Annotated in this window: 14 protein-coding genes; 3 read left to right on the top strand and 11 right to left on the bottom strand. The window is 51.1% G+C overall.

Translation table 11 applies throughout. The features are described from left to right. Positions 1-221: 221 nt before the first annotated feature. The 3 genes from carB to dapB all read right to left on the bottom strand — a co-directional run bounded on the left by carB (position 222) and on the right by dapB (position 5,913). Positions 222-3,446, bottom strand: a complete 3,225-nt coding sequence (gene carB / locus EVX52_RS11390; RefSeq protein WP_129991301.1) for a carbamoyl-phosphate synthase large subunit — start codon at positions 3,444-3,446, stop codon at positions 222-224. Positions 3,447-3,462: 16 nt separating this feature from the next. Next, positions 3,463-4,614, bottom strand: a complete 1,152-nt coding sequence (gene carA, locus EVX52_RS11385; protein ID WP_129953239.1) for a glutamine-hydrolyzing carbamoyl-phosphate synthase small subunit — start codon at positions 4,612-4,614, stop codon at positions 3,463-3,465. Between the two features lie 477 nt (positions 4,615-5,091). Further along, entirely contained in the window at positions 5,092-5,913 is an 822-nt protein-coding gene (dapB, locus tag EVX52_RS11380) for a 4-hydroxy-tetrahydrodipicolinate reductase (RefSeq protein ID WP_129953240.1), read from the bottom strand. Between the two features lie 683 nt (positions 5,914-6,596). Between dapB and EVX52_RS11370 the strand changes: the two genes are divergently transcribed. Together EVX52_RS11370 and EVX52_RS11365 are read left to right on the top strand one after the other, a co-directional pair. Next, complete coding sequence (locus tag EVX52_RS11370; protein ID WP_129953241.1) at positions 6,597-7,742, top strand: porin; 1,146 nt, start codon at positions 6,597-6,599, stop codon at positions 7,740-7,742. Between the two features lie 161 nt (positions 7,743-7,903). After that, on the top strand, positions 7,904-8,779 hold the full coding sequence (locus tag EVX52_RS11365; protein ID WP_129953242.1) for an SMP-30/gluconolactonase/LRE family protein: 876 nt from the start codon (positions 7,904-7,906) through the stop codon (positions 8,777-8,779). Between the two features lie 66 nt (positions 8,780-8,845). Here EVX52_RS11365 and ispH read toward each other — a convergent pair whose 3' ends face one another. The 5 genes from ispH to ribF all read right to left on the bottom strand — a co-directional run bounded on the left by ispH (position 8,846) and on the right by ribF (position 14,578). Continuing rightward, a complete protein-coding gene (gene ispH / locus EVX52_RS11360) occupies positions 8,846-9,799 on the bottom strand; it encodes a 4-hydroxy-3-methylbut-2-enyl diphosphate reductase (protein WP_129953243.1) in 954 nt (317 codons plus the stop codon). Next, complete coding sequence (gene fkpB / locus EVX52_RS11355; protein ID WP_129953244.1) at positions 9,780-10,250, bottom strand: FKBP-type peptidyl-prolyl cis-trans isomerase; 471 nt, start codon at positions 10,248-10,250, stop codon at positions 9,780-9,782. The genes ispH and fkpB overlap by 20 nt, the downstream gene beginning before the upstream one ends. A gap of 5 nt (positions 10,251-10,255) precedes the next feature. Next, positions 10,256-10,762, bottom strand: coding sequence for a signal peptidase II (gene lspA, locus EVX52_RS11350; RefSeq protein WP_015698717.1), 507 nt, complete (start codon positions 10,760-10,762; stop codon positions 10,256-10,258). Next, positions 10,762-13,578 (bottom strand): isoleucine--tRNA ligase, encoded by a 2,817-nt coding sequence (gene ileS, locus EVX52_RS11345; protein ID WP_129953245.1) that lies wholly within the window; start codon positions 13,576-13,578, stop codon positions 10,762-10,764. The genes lspA and ileS overlap by 1 nt, the downstream gene beginning before the upstream one ends. Positions 13,579-13,639: 61 nt before the next feature. Beyond that, positions 13,640-14,578 carry a bifunctional riboflavin kinase/FAD synthetase gene (ribF, locus tag EVX52_RS11340; protein WP_129953246.1) on the bottom strand — a complete coding sequence of 313 codons (939 nt, stop codon included), beginning with the start codon at positions 14,576-14,578 and terminating at the stop codon, positions 13,640-13,642. Positions 14,579-15,017: 439 nt separating this feature from the next. Between ribF and rpsT the strand changes: the two genes are divergently transcribed. Further along, positions 15,018-15,281 carry a 30S ribosomal protein S20 gene (rpsT, locus tag EVX52_RS11330; RefSeq protein WP_013577064.1) on the top strand — a complete coding sequence of 88 codons (264 nt, stop codon included), beginning with the start codon at positions 15,018-15,020 and terminating at the stop codon, positions 15,279-15,281. 74 nt (positions 15,282-15,355) lie between these two features. On the opposite strand, the gene nhaR is transcribed toward rpsT, so the two are convergent. The 3 genes from nhaR to dnaJ form a co-directional block, all read right to left on the bottom strand. Then, the gene (nhaR, locus tag EVX52_RS11325; protein ID WP_129953247.1) at positions 15,356-16,246 is read right to left on the bottom strand and encodes a transcriptional activator NhaR; all 891 of its coding nucleotides are present in this window, start codon (positions 16,244-16,246) and stop codon (positions 15,356-15,358) included. A gap of 33 nt (positions 16,247-16,279) precedes the next feature. Then, positions 16,280-17,455 carry a Na+/H+ antiporter NhaA gene (gene nhaA / locus EVX52_RS11320; protein ID WP_129953248.1) on the bottom strand — a complete coding sequence of 392 codons (1,176 nt, stop codon included), beginning with the start codon at positions 17,453-17,455 and terminating at the stop codon, positions 16,280-16,282. Between the two features lie 229 nt (positions 17,456-17,684). Beyond that, positions 17,685-18,818, bottom strand: coding sequence for a molecular chaperone DnaJ (gene dnaJ, locus EVX52_RS11315; RefSeq protein ID WP_047605755.1), 1,134 nt, complete (start codon positions 18,816-18,818; stop codon positions 17,685-17,687). Positions 18,819-18,886: the final 68 nt, after the last annotated feature.

The following is an 18,886-nucleotide window of genomic DNA, read 5'->3' as shown; positions in this document are numbered from 1 at the left end:
ACTTCAGCATACGCAATTTTGGGCTTTCCGGATAAAACTCCAACCGTTATACCCAAATAATTCGATTCGCAGGAAGGCAGCAAGTGATGGGATCCGATGAGCTTATTCAGATAAGTGATTCGGGGGACCGGATGTAACTAACGCATCTGCGAATTAAAGTATGACGGGTATAAAAGAAAAAGGCGCAGCTTTCGCCACGCCTTTATAAAACAATGATGCCATTAACCTTTGATTTTCGCGTGCATTTCCTGCACTGAAATCACCTGTTCAGTCGGGTCAGAAGACAATGCCATCGCTGTCGCGAAACCGCCATTCAGCGTCGTGTCATAATGCACTTTGTATTGCAGCGCACTACGCCGGATAAGCTTGGAGTCTTCAATCGCCTGCCGTCCTGCCGTGGTGTTGACGATATACACATATTCGCCGTTCTTGATACGGTCCTGAATATGCGGACGACCTTCATGCACCTTATTAACCAGACGCGGGTTAATCCCGGCTTCGCCCAATACCACCGCCGTACCGTGTGTTGCATCCAGCTCAAAACCACGTTTCAGCAGTTTAGCGGCCAGATCCACCACGCGGCCTTTGTCGCCTTCACGAACCGACAACAGTGCGCGACCGGCTTTCTTCATACCGGAATTGCTGCCCAGCTGCGCTTTGGCAAAGGCTTCGGCAAAAGTACGGCCAACGCCCATGACTTCACCGGTAGAACGCATTTCCGGCCCCAGAATCGGGTCAACACCTGGGAATTTATTGAACGGCAACACCACTTCTTTGACAGAGTAGTAAGGCGGGATCACTTCTTCAGTAATACCCTGCTCTGTCAGCGTCTGCCCTGCCATTACGCGCGCGGCAACTTTCGCCAGCGCCACACCAGTGGCTTTGGAGACAAACGGAACCGTACGCGCAGCACGCGGGTTCACTTCAATCAGGTAGACTTCGTTATTCTTCACCGCGAACTGGACATTCATCAGGCCACGTACGCTCAGTTCAAAAGCCAGTTTCTCAACCTGCCGGCGCATCACATCCTGAATTTCCTGGCTCAGTGTATAGCATGGCAGTGAACACGCAGAGTCACCGGAGTGTACGCCCGCCTGTTCGATGTGCTCCATGATGCCACCAATCAGCACGCGCTCTCCGTCGCAGATCGCGTCAACATCAACTTCTACGGCATCGTCAAGGAAGCGGTCCAGCAGCACCGGCGCATCGTTCGACACGCTGACAGCGTTCTGGAAATAACGGCGCAGGTCGATTTCGTCATAGACGATTTCCATTGCACGTCCGCCCAGCACATAGGACGGACGCACCACCAGCGGATAGCCGATACCGGCGGCTTTCTCAACAGCCTGCTCGATAGTCGCCACTGTGGCATTGGCTGGCTGTTTCAGTCCCAGACGGTTAACCGCCTGCTGGAAACGTTCGCGGTCTTCAGCGCGGTCAATCGCATCCGGGCTGGTGCCGATAATTGGCACACCAGCGGCTTCCAGTTCACGCGCCAGTTTCAGCGGGGTCTGACCACCGTACTGCACAATCACGCCTTTCGGCTGTTCGATACGCACGATTTCCAGCACATCTTCAAGAGTCACGGATTCGAAGTACAGACGATCCGAGGTGTCATAATCGGTAGATACCGTTTCCGGGTTACAGTTAACCATAATGGTTTCGTAACCGTCTTCGCGCAGCGCCAGTGAGGCGTGTACGCAGCAATAGTCGAACTCAATCCCCTGCCCAATGCGGTTAGGACCACCGCCCAGTACCATAATTTTCGGTTTGTCATTGGTCGGGTTAGACTCGCACTCTTCTTCATACGTTGAATACATGTACGCGGTATCGGTTGAGAATTCCGCCGCACAGGTATCCACACGTTTGTAAACCGGATGCAGGTTGTATTTGTGACGCAGTTTGCGCACTTCACTTTCTGACACGCCGACCAGCTTCGCCAGACGCAGGTCCGCAAAGCCTTTGCGTTTGAGCATACGCAGATAGTCCTGGGTCAGAATATTGAAGCCACCTTCGGCCACTTCATTTTCCAGTTTCACCAGTTCTTCAATTTGTACCAGGAACCAGCGGTCCACGTTGGTCAGATTGAAGATACCGTCAACGGACATCCCGGCACGGAAGGCATCCGCGATGTACCAGATACGCTCGGCACCGGCTTCTTTCAGTTCGCGACGGATTTTGGTCAGTGCTTCCGGGTCATCCAGGCTGACTTTCGGGTCGAAACCGCTCGCACCCACTTCCAGACCGCGTAACGCTTTTTGCAGAGACTCCTGCTGCGTACGGCCAATTGCCATCACTTCACCAACAGATTTCATCTGAGTGGTCAGACGGTCATTAGCACCGGCGAATTTCTCGAAGTTGAAGCGAGGAATTTTAGTCACAACGTAGTCGATAGAAGGTTCGAACGACGCGGGCGTTTTGCCGCCGGTGATATCGTTCATCAGCTCATCGAGGGTATAACCTACCGCCAGTTTCGCCGCCACTTTGGCAATCGGGAAGCCGGTCGCTTTGGAAGCCAGTGCTGAAGAACGGGATACGCGCGGGTTCATTTCGATAACAATCAGACGGCCATTTTTTGGATTCACCGAGAACTGAACGTTGGAACCGCCGGTTTCGACGCCGATTTCACGCAGCACCGCCATCGAGGCGTTACGCATGATTTGGTATTCTTTGTCGGTCAGGGTCTGCGCCGGCGCTACGGTGATGGAGTCACCGGTGTGGATACCCATTGCATCGAAGTTTTCAATGGAACAGACGATGATGCAGTTGTCGTTTTTATCACGCACCACTTCCATCTCGTACTCTTTCCAGCCAATCAGCGACTCATCAATCAGCAGCTCTTTGGTCGGGGAGAGATCCAGACCGCGTTCACAAATCTCTTCGAATTCTTCACGGTTGTACGCAATACCGCCACCGGTACCGCCCATGGTAAAGGAAGGACGGATAATGCACGGAAAGCCCACGTCAGCGGCAACCGCCAGCGCTTCTTCCATCGTGTGTGCAATGCCAGAACGTGCGGTATCGAGACCGATTTTTTTCATTGCCACGTCGAAACGGCGACGGTCTTCGGCCTTGTCAATGGCGTCTGCGGTCGCGCCAATCATGGTCACGCCGAATTCTTCCAGCACGCCCTGACGTTCCAGTTCCAGTGCACAGTTCAGTGCGGTCTGACCGCCCATGGTCGGCAGCACGGCATCGGGACGTTCTTTTTCAATAATCTTGCGCACCACTTCCCAGTGAATTGGCTCGATGTAAGTCGCATCGGCCATTTCAGGGTCGGTCATGATGGTCGCAGGGTTGGAGTTCACCAGAATAACGCGGTAACCCTCTTCACGCAGCGCTTTACACGCCTGCGCGCCGGAGTAGTCAAATTCACAAGCCTGGCCGATAACAATCGGACCGGCGCCCAGAATCAGGATGCTTTTTATGTCTGTACGTTTTGGCATTTTTTATTCGCTCCTGTTATCTGGCGTTGTTTGTGCGGAAAGCTTCAATCAGTTCAATAAAGTGGTCAAACAGCGGTGCCGCATCGTGCGGGCCCGGGCTCGCTTCCGGATGCCCCTGGAAGCTGAAAGCCGCTTTATCGGTACGGTGTATACCCTGCACCGTATGGTCAAACAATGATTTGTGCGTCACGCGCAGATTGGCTGGCAGGTCAGATTCATCAACTGCAAAGCCGTGGTTCTGTGCGGTAATCATCACGATATCTTTATCGAGATCTTTTACCGGGTGGTTACCGCCGTGGTGACCGAGTTTCATTTTCACGGTCTTCGCACCGCTGGCGAGAGCCAGTAACTGATGGCCGAGGCAGATACCGAAGACAGGAATGTCGGTTTCCAGGAAGGTTTTGATGGCCGCGATAGCGTAGTCGCAAGGCTCCGGATCGCCCGGACCATTGGACAGGAAAATACCGTCCGGATTCAGCTTCAGCACGTCAGCCGCCGGAGTCTGCGCCGGAACCACTGTCAGGCGGCAACCGCGATCGACCAGCATGCGCAGGATATTGCGTTTCGCACCGTAATCGTAAGCCACCACGTGGAATGGCAGATCTTCGGCTTCCTTTGCTGCAGGCAGTTCGTCTTCCAGCGTCCAGCTGCCTTGTTGCCAGCTGTATGATTCGCTGGTCGTCACTTCTTTCGCCAGATCCATGCCTTTCAGGCCGGGGAAGGCTTTAGCTTTTTGCAGCGCCAGTTCTGCATCCGGTGAATCGCCCGCGATAATACAGCCGTTCTGTGCGCCTTTTTCACGCAACAGACGGGTAAGCTTGCGGGTATCAATATCGGCGATGGCAACGATGTTGTTGCGCTTGAGGTAATCAGAAAGATTTTCTTCACTGCGGTAGTTGCTGGCAATCAGGGGTAAATCGCGAATGACCAGACCTTGAGCGTGTACTGCGGAGGATTCTTCATCAGCGGCATTGGTGCCGACATTACCGATATGGGGATAAGTGAGAGTGACAATCTGGCGGGAATAGGAAGGATCAGTGAGGATTTCTTGATAACCGGTCATCGACGTATTGAAGACCACTTCCCCCACTGCCGACCCTTCTGCCCCGATGGCCCGACCGTGGAATTGGGTTCCGTCTTCCAGAACCAATAGCGCTGACTTTATCAAAGCATCCTCCAAGAATAATAAATCACAATATCTGCATATTAATTCAGATAACCCGATCTAAATCAATGCAAAAATCGCTCCCGAAGCCAATTTTTGGCAAATTGCGCGCATTCTAATGATGGCAGCCGGGTTTGTCTACCAAAAGCGCCAACATTTCTCTGTTTTTCGCACAACTCAATGAAAACAGGCTTTCACTGCCATAAAAATACAGTCTAAGTAACTATAGTAACCGTTTGCGGAGGAGGATGTCTGAAAAATGACGAGGAACAAGGAAGTGTTACAGGCAGGAATCACGGGGATGTACAAAAAACAAACAATAGCCCTTCTGAAAACAGAGGAAAAGATATAAAAAGAAGGTTAATTAAAGAAAATAAACTCAAACCACTCTTTTCATATAAAAAGAGAAGGGCAATCAAGGAACTGCCCTTTTATCAAAAGATTATGACCAAAACAACCACATCACATCTAAACCATTTACTACAAATCATCCAAACCCAGGACATCCCGCATGTCATAAAGACCACTTTTATGCGAGGAAAGCCATTTTCCTGCACGAACTGCACCCTTTGCGAAAGTCATGCGGCTGGAAGCCTTGTGGGTAATCTCCACACGCTCACCGATATCGGCAAACATGGCAGTATGTTCACCCACGATATCGCCGGCACGGAGGGTGGCAAAACCAATACTTTTGGGATCACGCTCGCCGGTATGGCCTTCACGGGCATACACCGCACAATCCTTGAGGTCACGCCCTAACGCATCAGCAATCACTTCGCCCATTGCCAGCGCCGTACCCGATGGTGCATCAACTTTATGACGGTGGTGCGCTTCGACAATTTCAATATCGGTATAGTCGCCCATAACTTTGGCCGCTTTTTCCAGCAGCTTGAGGACAACGTTTACACCCACGCTGAAGTTGGCCGCAAAAACCACCGGAATAACCTCAGAGGCTTGTTTAATTGCAGCCTTACCGGCGTCATCAAAGCCTGTAGTGCCGATAATCATACCTTTATGGTGTTTCTGGCAGAATTCAAGGTGCGCCAGCGTGCCTTCCGGACGGGTGAAGTCGATCAGAATATCGAAGTCATTGACTACGGAATCCAGATTATCATGCACTTTGATGCCCGCCGTCCCTACGCCAGCCAGTTCGCCCGCATCGGTTCCGACTAAGGAAGAACCCGAACGTTCAAGCGCTGCGCCCAACACCACACCACCGGCATCGGATACGGCCTGAATCAGCTGGCGGCCCATACGACCCCCTGCGCCAACAATGGCCATGCGAATATCAGCGTTACTCATAATTACTCTCTTCTTATTGTGGTTCTGTCTTGAAACAGAATCAGGTTATCGACCCCGCGATCAGGGAGCCAGCAAAATTGCTTCATAATTAGAAAATTATGATACAGGCCCGTTAATATCAGTAAAAGCCATCTGGTTTCAGGTTACGCATTTTGTGATTTTGTGTTAAACGACGGGCAGAACCGGAACTCACGGGCAAAAAAAGCCAAAACATCCACTTTAAGGCGGCTCGCATAACCATGCAATGTAGTGCATAAGTTTCAGCGTCCCCTTCCTTATTTCCGCCTCTCTCACTACTTTGATTTTATCACTTCCGCGCAGGGCACCGTCTGACAATATGTAATAAAGAAGAAAGACCAATATGATGGTTACTGAAAAAGCTTATTTACCCTCTTGGTGCTAACAGATAAGCAGCTAACAAAACATTTCCTAGATCTAAAACATTAAATTTTTATTATATATGATGAAATAATATTGATAAAATCAATGATTGTGATAATAAATAGCCACCTAATTTTAACTGCAGAAATTTGATTTAACGGGCAGTCAAAATGAGTAGCCAGGTTGCATATGGCGCGTCTTCACCCTTACCAGACAGTCATCAGTAAGGGAAAAATAAAAACTACACATTGCCAATTTGGTTGCTGATTTTTCAGAACCGTATATTGGCACAGGGATTTAACATGAAATTCAAACTGAACAAAGTCACACAAGTGGCGACCGCAGGTCTTTTATTTGGCTTAGCTTCCTTTGCTGCACACGCAGAAATTACCCTGCTTAAACAAGATCCACAGCCAAACGATCCGCTGAGCCGTCTTAACTTCCAGGTCGGGGGCAGTATTCGCCCGCAGTTCCAGTTCCAAAACGGTGTGAAAAACTACAAAACCAATGGTTTTGATGGCGGTACGCGTTTCCGTTTCTCTGCTGATTATTATCTGTTTGATGACATCAGCTGGATTAACTACTACGAATTGGGTGTAAATATTCCAGCCCTGACTGGCTGGGATAATCACTATGCGAAGGGTGCGCATAACACCAGCCGTCGTATGCTCTACACCGGTCTGAAAAGCAAAACCTACGGCCAGCTGACCTTTGGTCAGCAAAACAGCGTTTATTACGATGTGGTGGGTGCGAAAACCGATATCTGGGATTACGACATGCTCGCCCAGGCACCAGGCAATGGGGTTAACGGTGACTACGATGGTTCTTACCGTTCCCGTAAGATGTTGAAATATAAAAACACCTTCGGCGACGCAGATGTTTACGCATCGTACTTGTTCGAAGACAGCGAACTGCTGACCGGTAAAAATGGCCTGCGTTACAAACGTAACGGCGGCGGTTCTGTCGGTGTCGATTACCACATCACCAAAGACCTGACCTGGGGTACTGCGTACAACTACACCGATGCAGAAATGAGAAATCCAGGTGATAACACGTCTAAAGATTACAACCAGAGCATTGTCGGTACTGCACTAAGCTGGAAGCCAGGCAACTGGACAGCGTCCTTCGGTGGCGGTTACTACCATGACTTCCTGACAACAGGCGTGAAAACTGAAGATCACTTCTTCGCCGGTGACGCTTACGGCCTGGAATATTTCCTGGGTTATGCTTTCCCAATCAATCAGCTGGCCGTTAAAACCATTCAGCCATACTTCATGGGTGACCGTCTGACCTATGTGACTGGCCGTAATTACCAGCGTATTGATAACGGTCTGGGTGTGTCCTTCCAGCTCGATTACGGCTTCCGTGTAGATTACGAACATGTGTTCACTTCTTCTACCGATAACCTCGGTGATATGAACCTGATCCGTCTGCGTTACGACTTCTAAGCCTTAACGACTGAACTTCCGGGGCCGGCTTTACGTCTTATTGACGGGCTGGCCCTTTCTTTTTACAGCATTTCATCTATCCCCCACGGCCAAAGCCAGACTAGACTGAATACAGACAGTCACCCGCTCTATTCATTTGTAACCTGCAGGAGATCTTTGCGATGTCAGCATTTTTCCGGTCCGACATTACTGCCATTGGCGACTATCGAGCCGAATTGGGTGAAACCCCCGTCTGGTGCCAGCGTACACAATCTTTGCTTTGGGTCGATATTCTGGCTCAGCGTGTTCTGCGTTACTGGCCCGATAACGGGCAAACCGAAATTCATCAACTCCCCGCACTGACCAGCGCCGTGTTGCTGACCGAAAAAAGAAATCAGTTTTTGCTGGTTTCCGTCGACGGGATACATCTCTACGATTACGAACAGAAAAGCCGCCAGAAGCTTTGTGATTATCCCGGCGCAGAAGGCACGCGTCCGAATGAAGCGGCCATTGCGCCTGATGGCTCACTGTGGTTTGGCACACTGGATATAAAGGAAGAAAAGGACAACGGCGAATGGTTCCGCTATGAGGCAGGTACAGAAAGACCGGAAATGATGCTTGATAATGTCGGGTGTACCAATACTCTGGTCTGGTATGAAGGCAAGGTATGGTTTGCAGACAGCAAAAAGAAACGTTTCTTCTCCGCCAATGCCCGCCGCATCAATCCGCTGAAAATATCCTGTTTTTCTTCGGGTGATAAGATCCCTGATGGCTCTGCGCTGGCACTGAATGGCTGGCTGATCACCGCCTGCTGGGGCTCAAAATGCCTGCTTCGCCAGCAAATCAATCAGGGTGAACTGCTCACGCTGGATACGCAACCGGTGCCGGTGACACAACCCAGTTGTTGCACCTTTGGCGGTCCGGATATGACAGAACTGTTTATCACCTCGGCACGCAAAAATCTCGATGCACCGCATGCACTGGAAGGCGCGTTACTGCATGTGGAAACTACCACGGTCGGCTCGCCGCAAAATTTATTCAAACTCCTGCCTCATTGATGCCATAAAAGTGCAGACATAAAAAAACCGGCCACATTGAGCCGGTTTTTCATTCAGATTCTGCGCTCAGTCGATCTGACGCACATCGACACGCAGTTCTTTTGGCACTTCAAATACAATATTTTCTTCGCGCCCTTCGATGTTGATGACATCAAGTCCACCAAAAGTTTTCAGCTTGCTGATCACATCCTGCACCAGAATATCCGGTGCCGATGCGCCTGCGGTCACGCCGATGCTTTTCGCATCTTTCAGCCAGCTTTCCTGAATATCAGCCGCCGAATCAATCAGATAAGAAGGTACGCCGACGCGCTGCGCCAGTTCGGCAAGACGGTTGGAGTTCGAGGAATTCTTCGACCCCACCACCAGCACAACATCTGCCCCGTCAGCCAGCGTACGCACGGCCTCCTGACGGTTAGTCGTGGCATAACAAATATCATCTTTACGCGGCCCGATGATTTTCGGGAAACGTTCGCGAAGCGCATCAATCACCGCAGAAGTATCATCGACCGACAGCGTGGTTTGGGTCATAAAGCACAGATTATTCTCGTCTTTCACCTGCAATTTATAAACATCTTCAGGTGCTTCGACCAGATACATTCCCCCTTTCGGGTTGCTGTACTGCCCCATAGTGCCTTCCACTTCAGGATGCCCGGCATGGCCAATCAAAATCGCTTCAGTACCTTTACGGCTGGCGCGCGCCACTTCCATATGAACTTTCGTCACCAGCGGACAGGTGGCATCAAAGAGCATGGTCAGGGCACGTGCTTTCGCTTCTGCGCGTACTGCCTGAGAAACGCCGTGAGCGGAGAAGATCAGAATAGATCCATCGGGTACTTCACTGATTTGCTCAATGAAAACAGCACCGCGCTGACGCAGGCTGTCGACCACGTAACGGTTATGCACCACTTCATGGCGGACATAGATAGGTGCGCCGTAAATTTCCAGCGCACGTTCCACAATACTGATTGCGCGGTCAACACCCGCACAAAATCCTCGCGGATTAGCCAGCAATATCTGCATGTTTCCCCTCAAGCTCCGGGTCAATTTCCAGCACTTCAATATCGAAATCGATATGTTGCCCTGCCAGCGGATGGTTGAAATCTACAGTGATTGAATCTTCTGTCACTTCACGGACAACGCCCGGCATTTCATTGCCATCACGACCACTGAACAACATGATGGTGCCCACGTCCGGCACCCCGGTTTCCTGAAAATCACGGCGGGAGAAGAACTGAACCAAATCCGGGCTCTTGCTGCCGAATGCAGATTCAGGGGCTAACGTAAACGCCCGCTTATCCCCGACGTTCAGCCCTAACAGCTGATTTTCCAGCGCATCAGACAAACTGCTGTCGCCAAGGCGAAACAGTGCAGGTTTGCCATTGGCGCGGGTTGACTCCGCCGTTGAGCCATCTTCCAGCTTCAACGTAAAGTGCACCAGTACAGCGCTGTCGTGTTTCACCTGCTGAGACATAGAACTTATCCTTTACTCTTTGTGGCTTCAGAGGGTTTTGCCAGAAAACCCTCCAACACCACCATGGCTGCGCCGACACAGATAAAGCTGTCGGCCAGATTGAACGTAGCGAAATGCCAGTTACCGACATAAAAATCGATAAAATCGACCACAAAACCGTGATACAAACGATCAAATAAGTTGCCCAGCGCCCCGCCGATGATCATCGCAAAAGCGATGTTATTCAGCTTTTGCTTCGCGCTGCCGCGATACATCAGCACCACCAGCGCCACGACAATCACCAGCGCAATTAACGCAAAGAACCAGCGCTGCCAGCCGCCTTTATCAGCCAGGAAACTAAACGCAGCGCCATGATTCTGGGCGTAGAACAGGTTTAAATACGGGATCAAAGGCATGGATTCACCGAGCTGGAAGTTCCCCATAATGAGAAACTTACTGCCCAGATCCACGATGATGACCACGACCGCCAGCCAGAGCCAGCGGAGTCCGGTGGAACAAATCGATTTACTCATTATGCAAACTTACGCTCTTCACCGTCACCGGCGATGTTAGTGACACAGCGACCGCAGATGTCGCTGTGTTCCGCGTTCTGGCCAACGTCAGTCGTGTAATGCCAGCAGCGCGGGCATTTATCGCCTTCCGCTTTCGCCAGACCAATTTTCAGGCCCTTAAGCAATTCACTTGGCTGAGCAGCATCGTCAGCTTCTGACAGCGCCGCGACTTTCGCGCCTGATGTCAGCAGCACGAAGCGCAGTTCATTGCCCAGAGAACGCAGGTCAGTTGCCAGCGCGTCATCAGCAAACAGGGTGACAGCAGCTTCCAGTGAACCGCCAAGACGTTTATCAGCACGCGCCTGCTCGATCACTTTGTTCACTTCACCACGCACTTTGAGCAGCTCATCCCAGAACGCATCGTTCATGGATTCATTTCCTGCCAGACCGAACAAACCGTCATACCATTCTTCGGTAAAGACGAATTTCTCACGGCTTCCCGGCAATTCAGCCCAGATTTCATCGGCAGTGAACGACATGATCGGTGCCATCCAGCGGACCAGTGCTTCGCTGATGTGATACAGCGCGGTCTGGCAACTGCGACGTGCAATGCTGTCACTTTTTGCGGTGTACTGACGATCTTTGATGATGTCCAGGTAGAAGGAACCCATTTCGATCGAGCAGAACTGCATCAGACGCTGAACGACGCCGTGGAAATCATAAGCTTCATACGCGGCAATGATTTCTTCCTGTGCAGCTTTAGCACGCCCTACAGCCCAGCGATCCAACACCACCATATCTTCCGGCGCCACGCTGTGCAGCGCAGGATCGAAACCGTTAAGGTTCGCCAGCAGGAAGCGCGCAGTGTTACGGATACGGCGGTAAGAATCGGCAGCACGTTTCAGGATCTCGTCGGACACGGCAATTTCGCCCGTGTAATCCGTAGATGCCACCCACAGACGCAGAATATCGCCGCCCAGCTTGTTCATCACATCCTGTGGAGCGATGGTATTGCCGATGGATTTAGACATTTTGCGGCCCTGACCATCCACGGTGAAACCGTGTGTCAGCACTTGCTTGTAAGGCGCTTTGCCTTTCATGGCCGTCGCAATCATCAGGGAAGACATGAACCAGCCGCGATGCTGGTCAGACCCTTCCAGATACAAATCAGGAGAATGCCCGTTGAACTCAGGGCGCACATCCACAACGGAAGAATGCGTTGAACCGGAGTCAAACCAGACGTCCAGCGTATCCGGCACTTTGACGTATTCAGCCGCGTCAGCCCCCAGAATATCTTCCGGGTTCAGATCCCACCACGCCTGAATGCCATCCACTTCAACACGTTTTGCCACTTCTTCCATCAGCTCAAGACTGCGCGGATGCAATTGCTCAGTGTCTTTATGGACGAACAGAGACATCGGCACGCCCCAGGTACGCTGACGGGAGATACACCAGTCAGGACGGTTAGCGACCATGTTTTCAATACGTGCCTGGCCCCAGTCCGGGATCCACTGTACGCCCTTGATCTCTTCCAGAGATTGCTGACGCAGGCCCTTCTGATCCATGCTGATGAACCATTGTGGCGTGGCGCGGAAGATGATTGGCGTTTTGTGACGCCAGCAGCACGGATAACTGTGCGTGATTTTCTCAACGTGCAGCAATGCGCCTTTTTCACGCAGCAACTCAACGATCAGGTCATTGGCTTTAAAGACGAATTTACCGTCCAGCGTCGGGTAAGTACCCGGCAGATAGCAACCGTTCGGCCCTACCGGATTGGCGACTTCCAGACCGTATTTCTGGCCGATGACAAAGTCATCCGGGCCGTGACCCGGTGCGGTATGCACGGCACCGGTACCGGCATCGAGCGTCACGTGATCGCCAAGGATCGCCGGCACATCGAAGTCGAGGAACGGGTGTTTGAAACGCAACAGCTCAAGATCTGCGCCTTTACATTCGCCCAGCACGGTCCATTCTGCGATACCGGCGCGTTTCATGACGCTTTCAACCAGATCGGTCGCCAGGATCAGACACTGACCTTCCACCTGAACCAGCTGATAAGCAAACTCCGGATTCAGTGAAATAGCCCGGTTAGCAGGCATGGTCCACGGTGTAGTGGTCCAGATTACCAGTGAAATCGGGCCATTAAACGCTGATACACCAAATTTCGCGGCAACAGCGGCGGCGTCAGTTGCGTTGAACGCAACATCTATAGAAGGAGAGGTTTTGTCGTAATACTCGACCTCTGCTTCTGCCAGTGATGAACCGCAATCTGTACACCAGTGAACCGGCTTAGCCCCTTTGTGCAGGTGGCCGTTACCGATGATTTTACCCAGTGCACGAATGATGTTGGCTTCAGTTTTGAAATCCATCGTCAGGTACGGATGATCCCAGTCACCTAATACGCCCAGACGGATGAAGTCTTTCTTCTGACCTTCAACCTGTTCTGCTGCATATTTACGGCAGGCTTCGCGAAATTCCGCTGCCGTGACTTTCTCACCCGGCTTACCGATCAGTTGTTCGACTTTCAGCTCGATCGGCAGACCATGACAATCCCAGCCTGGCACATACGGGGCATCAAAGCCCGCCAGCCCTTTGGACTTAACGATCATGTCTTTAAGAATTTTATTGACTGAGTGACCAATATGAATACTGCCGTTCGCATACGGAGGGCCGTCATGCAAAATAAAGGTTTTCTTGCCTTTCTTGGCAGCACGAATAATCCCGTACAGATCCTGGTCATACCAATTCTTCAGCATGTCAGGTTCACGCTTGGCCAGATCGCCACGCATCGGGAACCCTGTTTCCGGCAAATTCAGGGTGTTCTTGTAGTCACTCATAGATTCTCGGTTCCGTTTTCGGCTGGATTCCAGGCTTTGTTACAGGCCTGTCAGTACATGTTTAGCGCAGTGTCTTTAACCCAAAGAATTCACGGGCCGTCACTTCATCGTTCGCAATTTGTTGCTTTAAAGCATCAAGCGAGGAGAAACGCTGTTCGTTGCGCAATTTCGCGCGGAGCACCACATCAATGTGGCGCCCGTATAAATCTAATGTGGTGTCGAGCAGGTGCACTTCCAACTGCTTGCGCACACCACCGACTGTCGGGCGTATTCCAATGTTCGCCACGCCCGGCAACGGTTCAGGCCCGAGGCCTAAGACTTCAACTGCATACACACCGCGCACCGGAGAGACGACCCGCTTCAACGGCACGTTCGCCGTCGGGAAGCCGATAGTACGCCCGAGTTTATCACCGTGTACGACACGGCCAGAGATGCTGAACGGGTGACCCAGTAAATTCTCGGCCAGCGCCAGATCATCGTCACGCAACGCATTACGGATCGCCGTGCTGCTGATGCGGTTCCCACCTTCACGGAAAGTTTGCGTGCTGATCACTTCAAAACCGTATTCTTCACCGGCCTTCTGTAATAGCTCAAAATCCCCGAGACGGCTGGCCCCAAAGCGGAAATCATCCCCGACAGTCAGGAACCTGACGCCCAGCTTTTCAACCAGCAGCTGCGAGATAAATGCCTGTGCCATGTGTGCTGCGAACCGTGGCTCGAAGCGGACACATAAAAGGTAATCTACGCCGCACTCAGCGAGATACTTGGCCTTATCGCGCAAACTGGTCAGGCGTGCAGGTGCTTTATCACCGGCAAACAGTTCCAGAGGCTGGGGCTCAAAAATCATTACCATCACCGGCAGTCCCAGACGTTGACCTTCCAGCTTAAGCTGTTCAATCAGGGCCTGGTGGCCACGGTGTACACCATCAAAATTGCCAATAGTCAGCACACACCCATGATGACGTGCCCGAATATTGTGTATTCCGCGAATTAGCTCCATAGCTGGCTCAAATCCAATGCTGACTCATAACGATGGAAATCGGCGGATTATACCTTGTACAGCCTCCAAGGTTAACCAGCGATTAGCAGGATCACACCATTCTCTCTTGCATACGGCAGATATTGCGGTTCAAATGGCGGCGTGGCGATGAAAATCTTTCGTTGCATACAGGGAATGCGTGACTTTTCGCATAAACAAAGCGTTAATGGCCGTAGTGGGCAGTTTGTACACTCTCCTGTCGATTTTTCTCGCGAAAGACTGTATTCCGATGCCGGAAGCTGTTAAAATCCTGCGCCATCACAACGTAACAAGCGACGAGTAAAGTTCACTCTTTAAAACGCCGCTTATTTGCACAAATCCGTTGACAAAAGAAGACCGAAAAGGCATATTCCTCGGCCTTTGAATTGTTCATCAATAGAAAAATATTTGGGAGTTGGCCTTGGCTAATATCAAATCAGCTAAGAAACGCGCCGTACAGTCAGAAAAACGCCGTAAGCACAACGCGAGCCGTCGTTCTATGATGCGTACCTTTATCAAGAAGGTATACGCGGCTATTGCAGCAGGCGACAAAGCTGCTGCACAAAACGCATTTAACGAAATGCAACCAATCGTGGACCGTCAGTCTTGCAAAGGCCTGATCCACAAAAACAAAGCAGCGCGTCATAAGTCAAACCTGACTGCGCAAATCAACGCAATGCAATAATCGCATTACGCTGAAATGCTTGATAAAAAAGCCGGCTCACGCCGGTTTTTTTATATCTTAAAGTTGAGTAATTTCTACTCAAACAATGCTGAAAAGTCGGTGTAACAAATCCTCTGCACAGAAGGATGTTGAATCATTCTTTCGGCAAAAATCACGTAATACTCTTCCATAATTCCTTCGACGCGCCCGACTTCCTCGATTTTCTCATCCTGAAATTCAGTTGATGAATAAACGGCCGGAGCGACAAATATCGCATCGTTGTTCATTCCAAACGCTTTCATCAGCGCGGCATCGTCAAACTCACCAAGAATATTGACCTTCAACCCCTGCGTATTAAACCAGTTAAGCAACTTACGTCCCAGCATCGAACGCCGGCCGGGGATGAGTAATGGACGATGCTCCAGGCAATCCGGAAAATCCATGCCTGACGGCGGATTACAACAAAAGAAGCTGATCGGACTTTCACCCAGTTTGACCGAAAACAACCCTTCCTGCTGGGTAGAATCCACCGGGCAATCTGACAAAATCATGTCCAGTTTATGCTGACTCAGCTGTTCAAGCAGCATTTCGTGAGTCGATTCAAAACAGCGCAGGTGAATTTGTGCGTTGTCCGGCGGCACCGCAGCTTCCAGCACACGGCTGACCAGTCGTTTGGATAACGCATCCGCCACACCTACATCAAATAGCAGGCTCGCCTCTTTGCGGTAATTCACAATATCCAGCATTTCCTGACTGAGAGTGAACATTTTATCGGCATAGCGGTAAATCAGTTGCCCCAGTTCAGAAGGCACCAGCCCCCGCCCCAGCCGTTTGAAGAGTTTGCCATCCAACCTTTCTTCCAGAGACTTAATCTGTCCGGTGATGGTTTGCGGAGTAAGATGTAATGCTTCTGCCGCCCCTACAACTGAACCTGATTTGCATACGTGCCAGAAATAATACAAATGGTTGTAATTAATATGAGGCATGGTTTCACCCTTTCCTGAAGTATAAAGTCAGCATTATGCTGTACGTTTCTTCGGTAAGGCCCGGCTCAGGAGCAGGTATCCCAGAACCGCTGATGCGACTGAACCCATCAGTATACCCATTTTTGCATATGTCAGCAGCGCGGGTTCAAGCGTTGCAAAAGCCAGAGAACCGATGAAAATCGACATAGTGAAACCGATGCCACACAGCACGGAAACTGCCGCAATCTGACTAAAGGTTATGCCGGATGACAGACGTGTCATTCCTGATTTCAACGCGATCCCCCCGAACAACATAATACCCAGCGGCTTACCGAGCACAAGCCCGGCAGCAATACCCATGGGTAATGTTGAGAATGAACCCGCGACCGTCACACCCTGCAATGAGATACCGGCATTGGCGAACGCGAACATCGGCAAAATAAACCAGGAAACATAAGGATGGATCCCATGTTCCAGACGGCGTGCCGGTGATTTTTTATTCTCTTTGGTCCTTAACGGAATTAAGAAACCAAGGATGACACCCGCCAGCGTCGCGTGAATCCCTGATTTCAGCACACAGACCCAGAATACGGCACCAATCAGCAGGTAAGGCGTCAGCTTTGTTACTCCGCGCCAGTTCAGGAAAGCCAGGGCCGCGATGCAGACCGCCGATAAACCCAGCGCCATCATCGACACATCATGGCTATAAAACAGAGCAATGATCACAATGGCACCCAGGTCATCAATAATCGCCAGAGCCAGCAGGAACACTTTTAACCCGGTTGGTACACGCGAGCCCAGCAGCGCCATTACACCCAGCGCAAACGCAATGTCCGTTGCTGCCGGAATAGCCCACCCCTGACGGGCGATTTCATCGCCGCCGTTAAACAGTAAATAGATTAATGCCGGAACAACCATACCACCGAGCGCAGCAATGGCAGGAAACATCGCCTGCTGGCGATTGGCCAGCGCACCTTCACACATCTCCCGCTTTACTTCCAGACCAATCATCAGAAAGAAAACCGCCATCAGGCCATCGTTAATCCACAGCAAAAGTGGCTTGTCGATCAGAAGCTCGGAAAAACGTAAGGTGACGGGAACATCGAGAAACGCCTGATAAACTCCCTGCAACGGGCTGTTCGCCATGATTAATGCCACGATGGCTGCAATGATTAACACCACACCACCGGCGGCTTCCATCCGTAAAAACTGACGAATAATATTCGACATCCTGATTCTCCTGTAGAAAAAACGTGGCAAGAAAATGCTTACCACAATGGAATGTCTGAATTGTACGCAAACAATCACTTCGTAAAAAGTCGATTATTTCTGCATTATAGCTCGTTTTTTACGAGGCATTGGATTTCCCTTTTTACATCAGAATGCATAAAAAATCCCCGGCGCGTTAACCGCTGCCGGGGATGTTGTCTGGCTCTGCATCGCTGTATCCAGCGAATGGTTAGCGGGTCAGGTCATCAAAAAACTTTTTCACGCCGTCGAGGAAGCTTTTGGAGCGCGGGCTGTTTTTTTCACCCGAAACACCGCCAAAACTTTCTTCCAGATCCCGCAGCAACTGCTTCTGCTTCTCGTTCAGACTGACCGGAGTTTCTACCACCACACGGCACATCAGGTCGCCCTGAGCACCACCACGGACAGATTTTACGCCACGTCCGCGCATACGGAACATTTTCCCCGTTTGCGTTTCAGCCGGAATTTTCAGGCTCACGCGACCATCAAGCGTTGGCACTTCAATTTCGCCACCCAGTGCCGCCATGGCGAAGTTGATTGGTACTTCGCAGTACAGGTTATTACCTTCGCGCTCAAAGATTTTGTGCGCTTTAACCTGAACCTGGACGTACAGGTCCCCTGACGGAGCACCATGCTCACCGGCTTCGCCTTCACCTTCCAGACGAATACGGTCGCCCGTATCCACACCCGCAGGAATTTTCACTGACAGCGTTTTTGAACGTTCTACGCGACCATGTCCGTGACATTTTGTGCACGGATCTTTAATCACTTTACCGCGACCCTGACAGGTCGGACACGCTTGCTGAACCGTGAAGAAGCCCTGACGCATCTGAACCTGGCCTGCACCATGACAGGTCGGACAGGTGGCCGGAGAGCTACCCGCTTTCGCGCCGCTGCCGTGACAAACGTCACATTCATCCAGTGTCGGGATGCGGATTTCTTTGGTGACACCACGAACGGCCTCTTCCAGAGTCAGATCCATGTTGTAACGCAGGTCTGAACCCCGGCTGGCACGCTGACGGCGACCGCCGCCAAAGATGTCGCCAAAGACGTCACCAAAGATGTCGCTGAAATCTGCACCGCCGCCGTAGCCACCGCCACCACCGCCCATGCCACCTTGCTCAAAGGCTGCATGACCGTACTGGTCATAGGCCGCACGCTTTTGCGCATCGGTCAGAATTTCATAAGCTTCTTTAATTTCTTTGAATTTACTTTCCGATTCTTTATCGCCCTGATTACGGTCAGGGTGATGTTTCATCGCCAGACGCTTATAAGCCTTTTTGATTTCACGCTCATCCGCTGTTTTGGATACGCCTAAAATCTCGTAATAATCTTGCTTCGCCATGCTTTAACCTACCCTCAACATGCGTGCACGGGCGTAGAGTTTCCTCGACGCCCGTGCTGGTTATCAGT

The organism is Rahnella sp. CFA14(1/10), assembly GCF_004195095.1.
GTDB lineage: Bacteria > Pseudomonadota > Gammaproteobacteria > Enterobacterales > Enterobacteriaceae > Rahnella > Rahnella perminowiae.
This window is presented reverse-complemented; position numbering and strand designations above follow the sequence as displayed.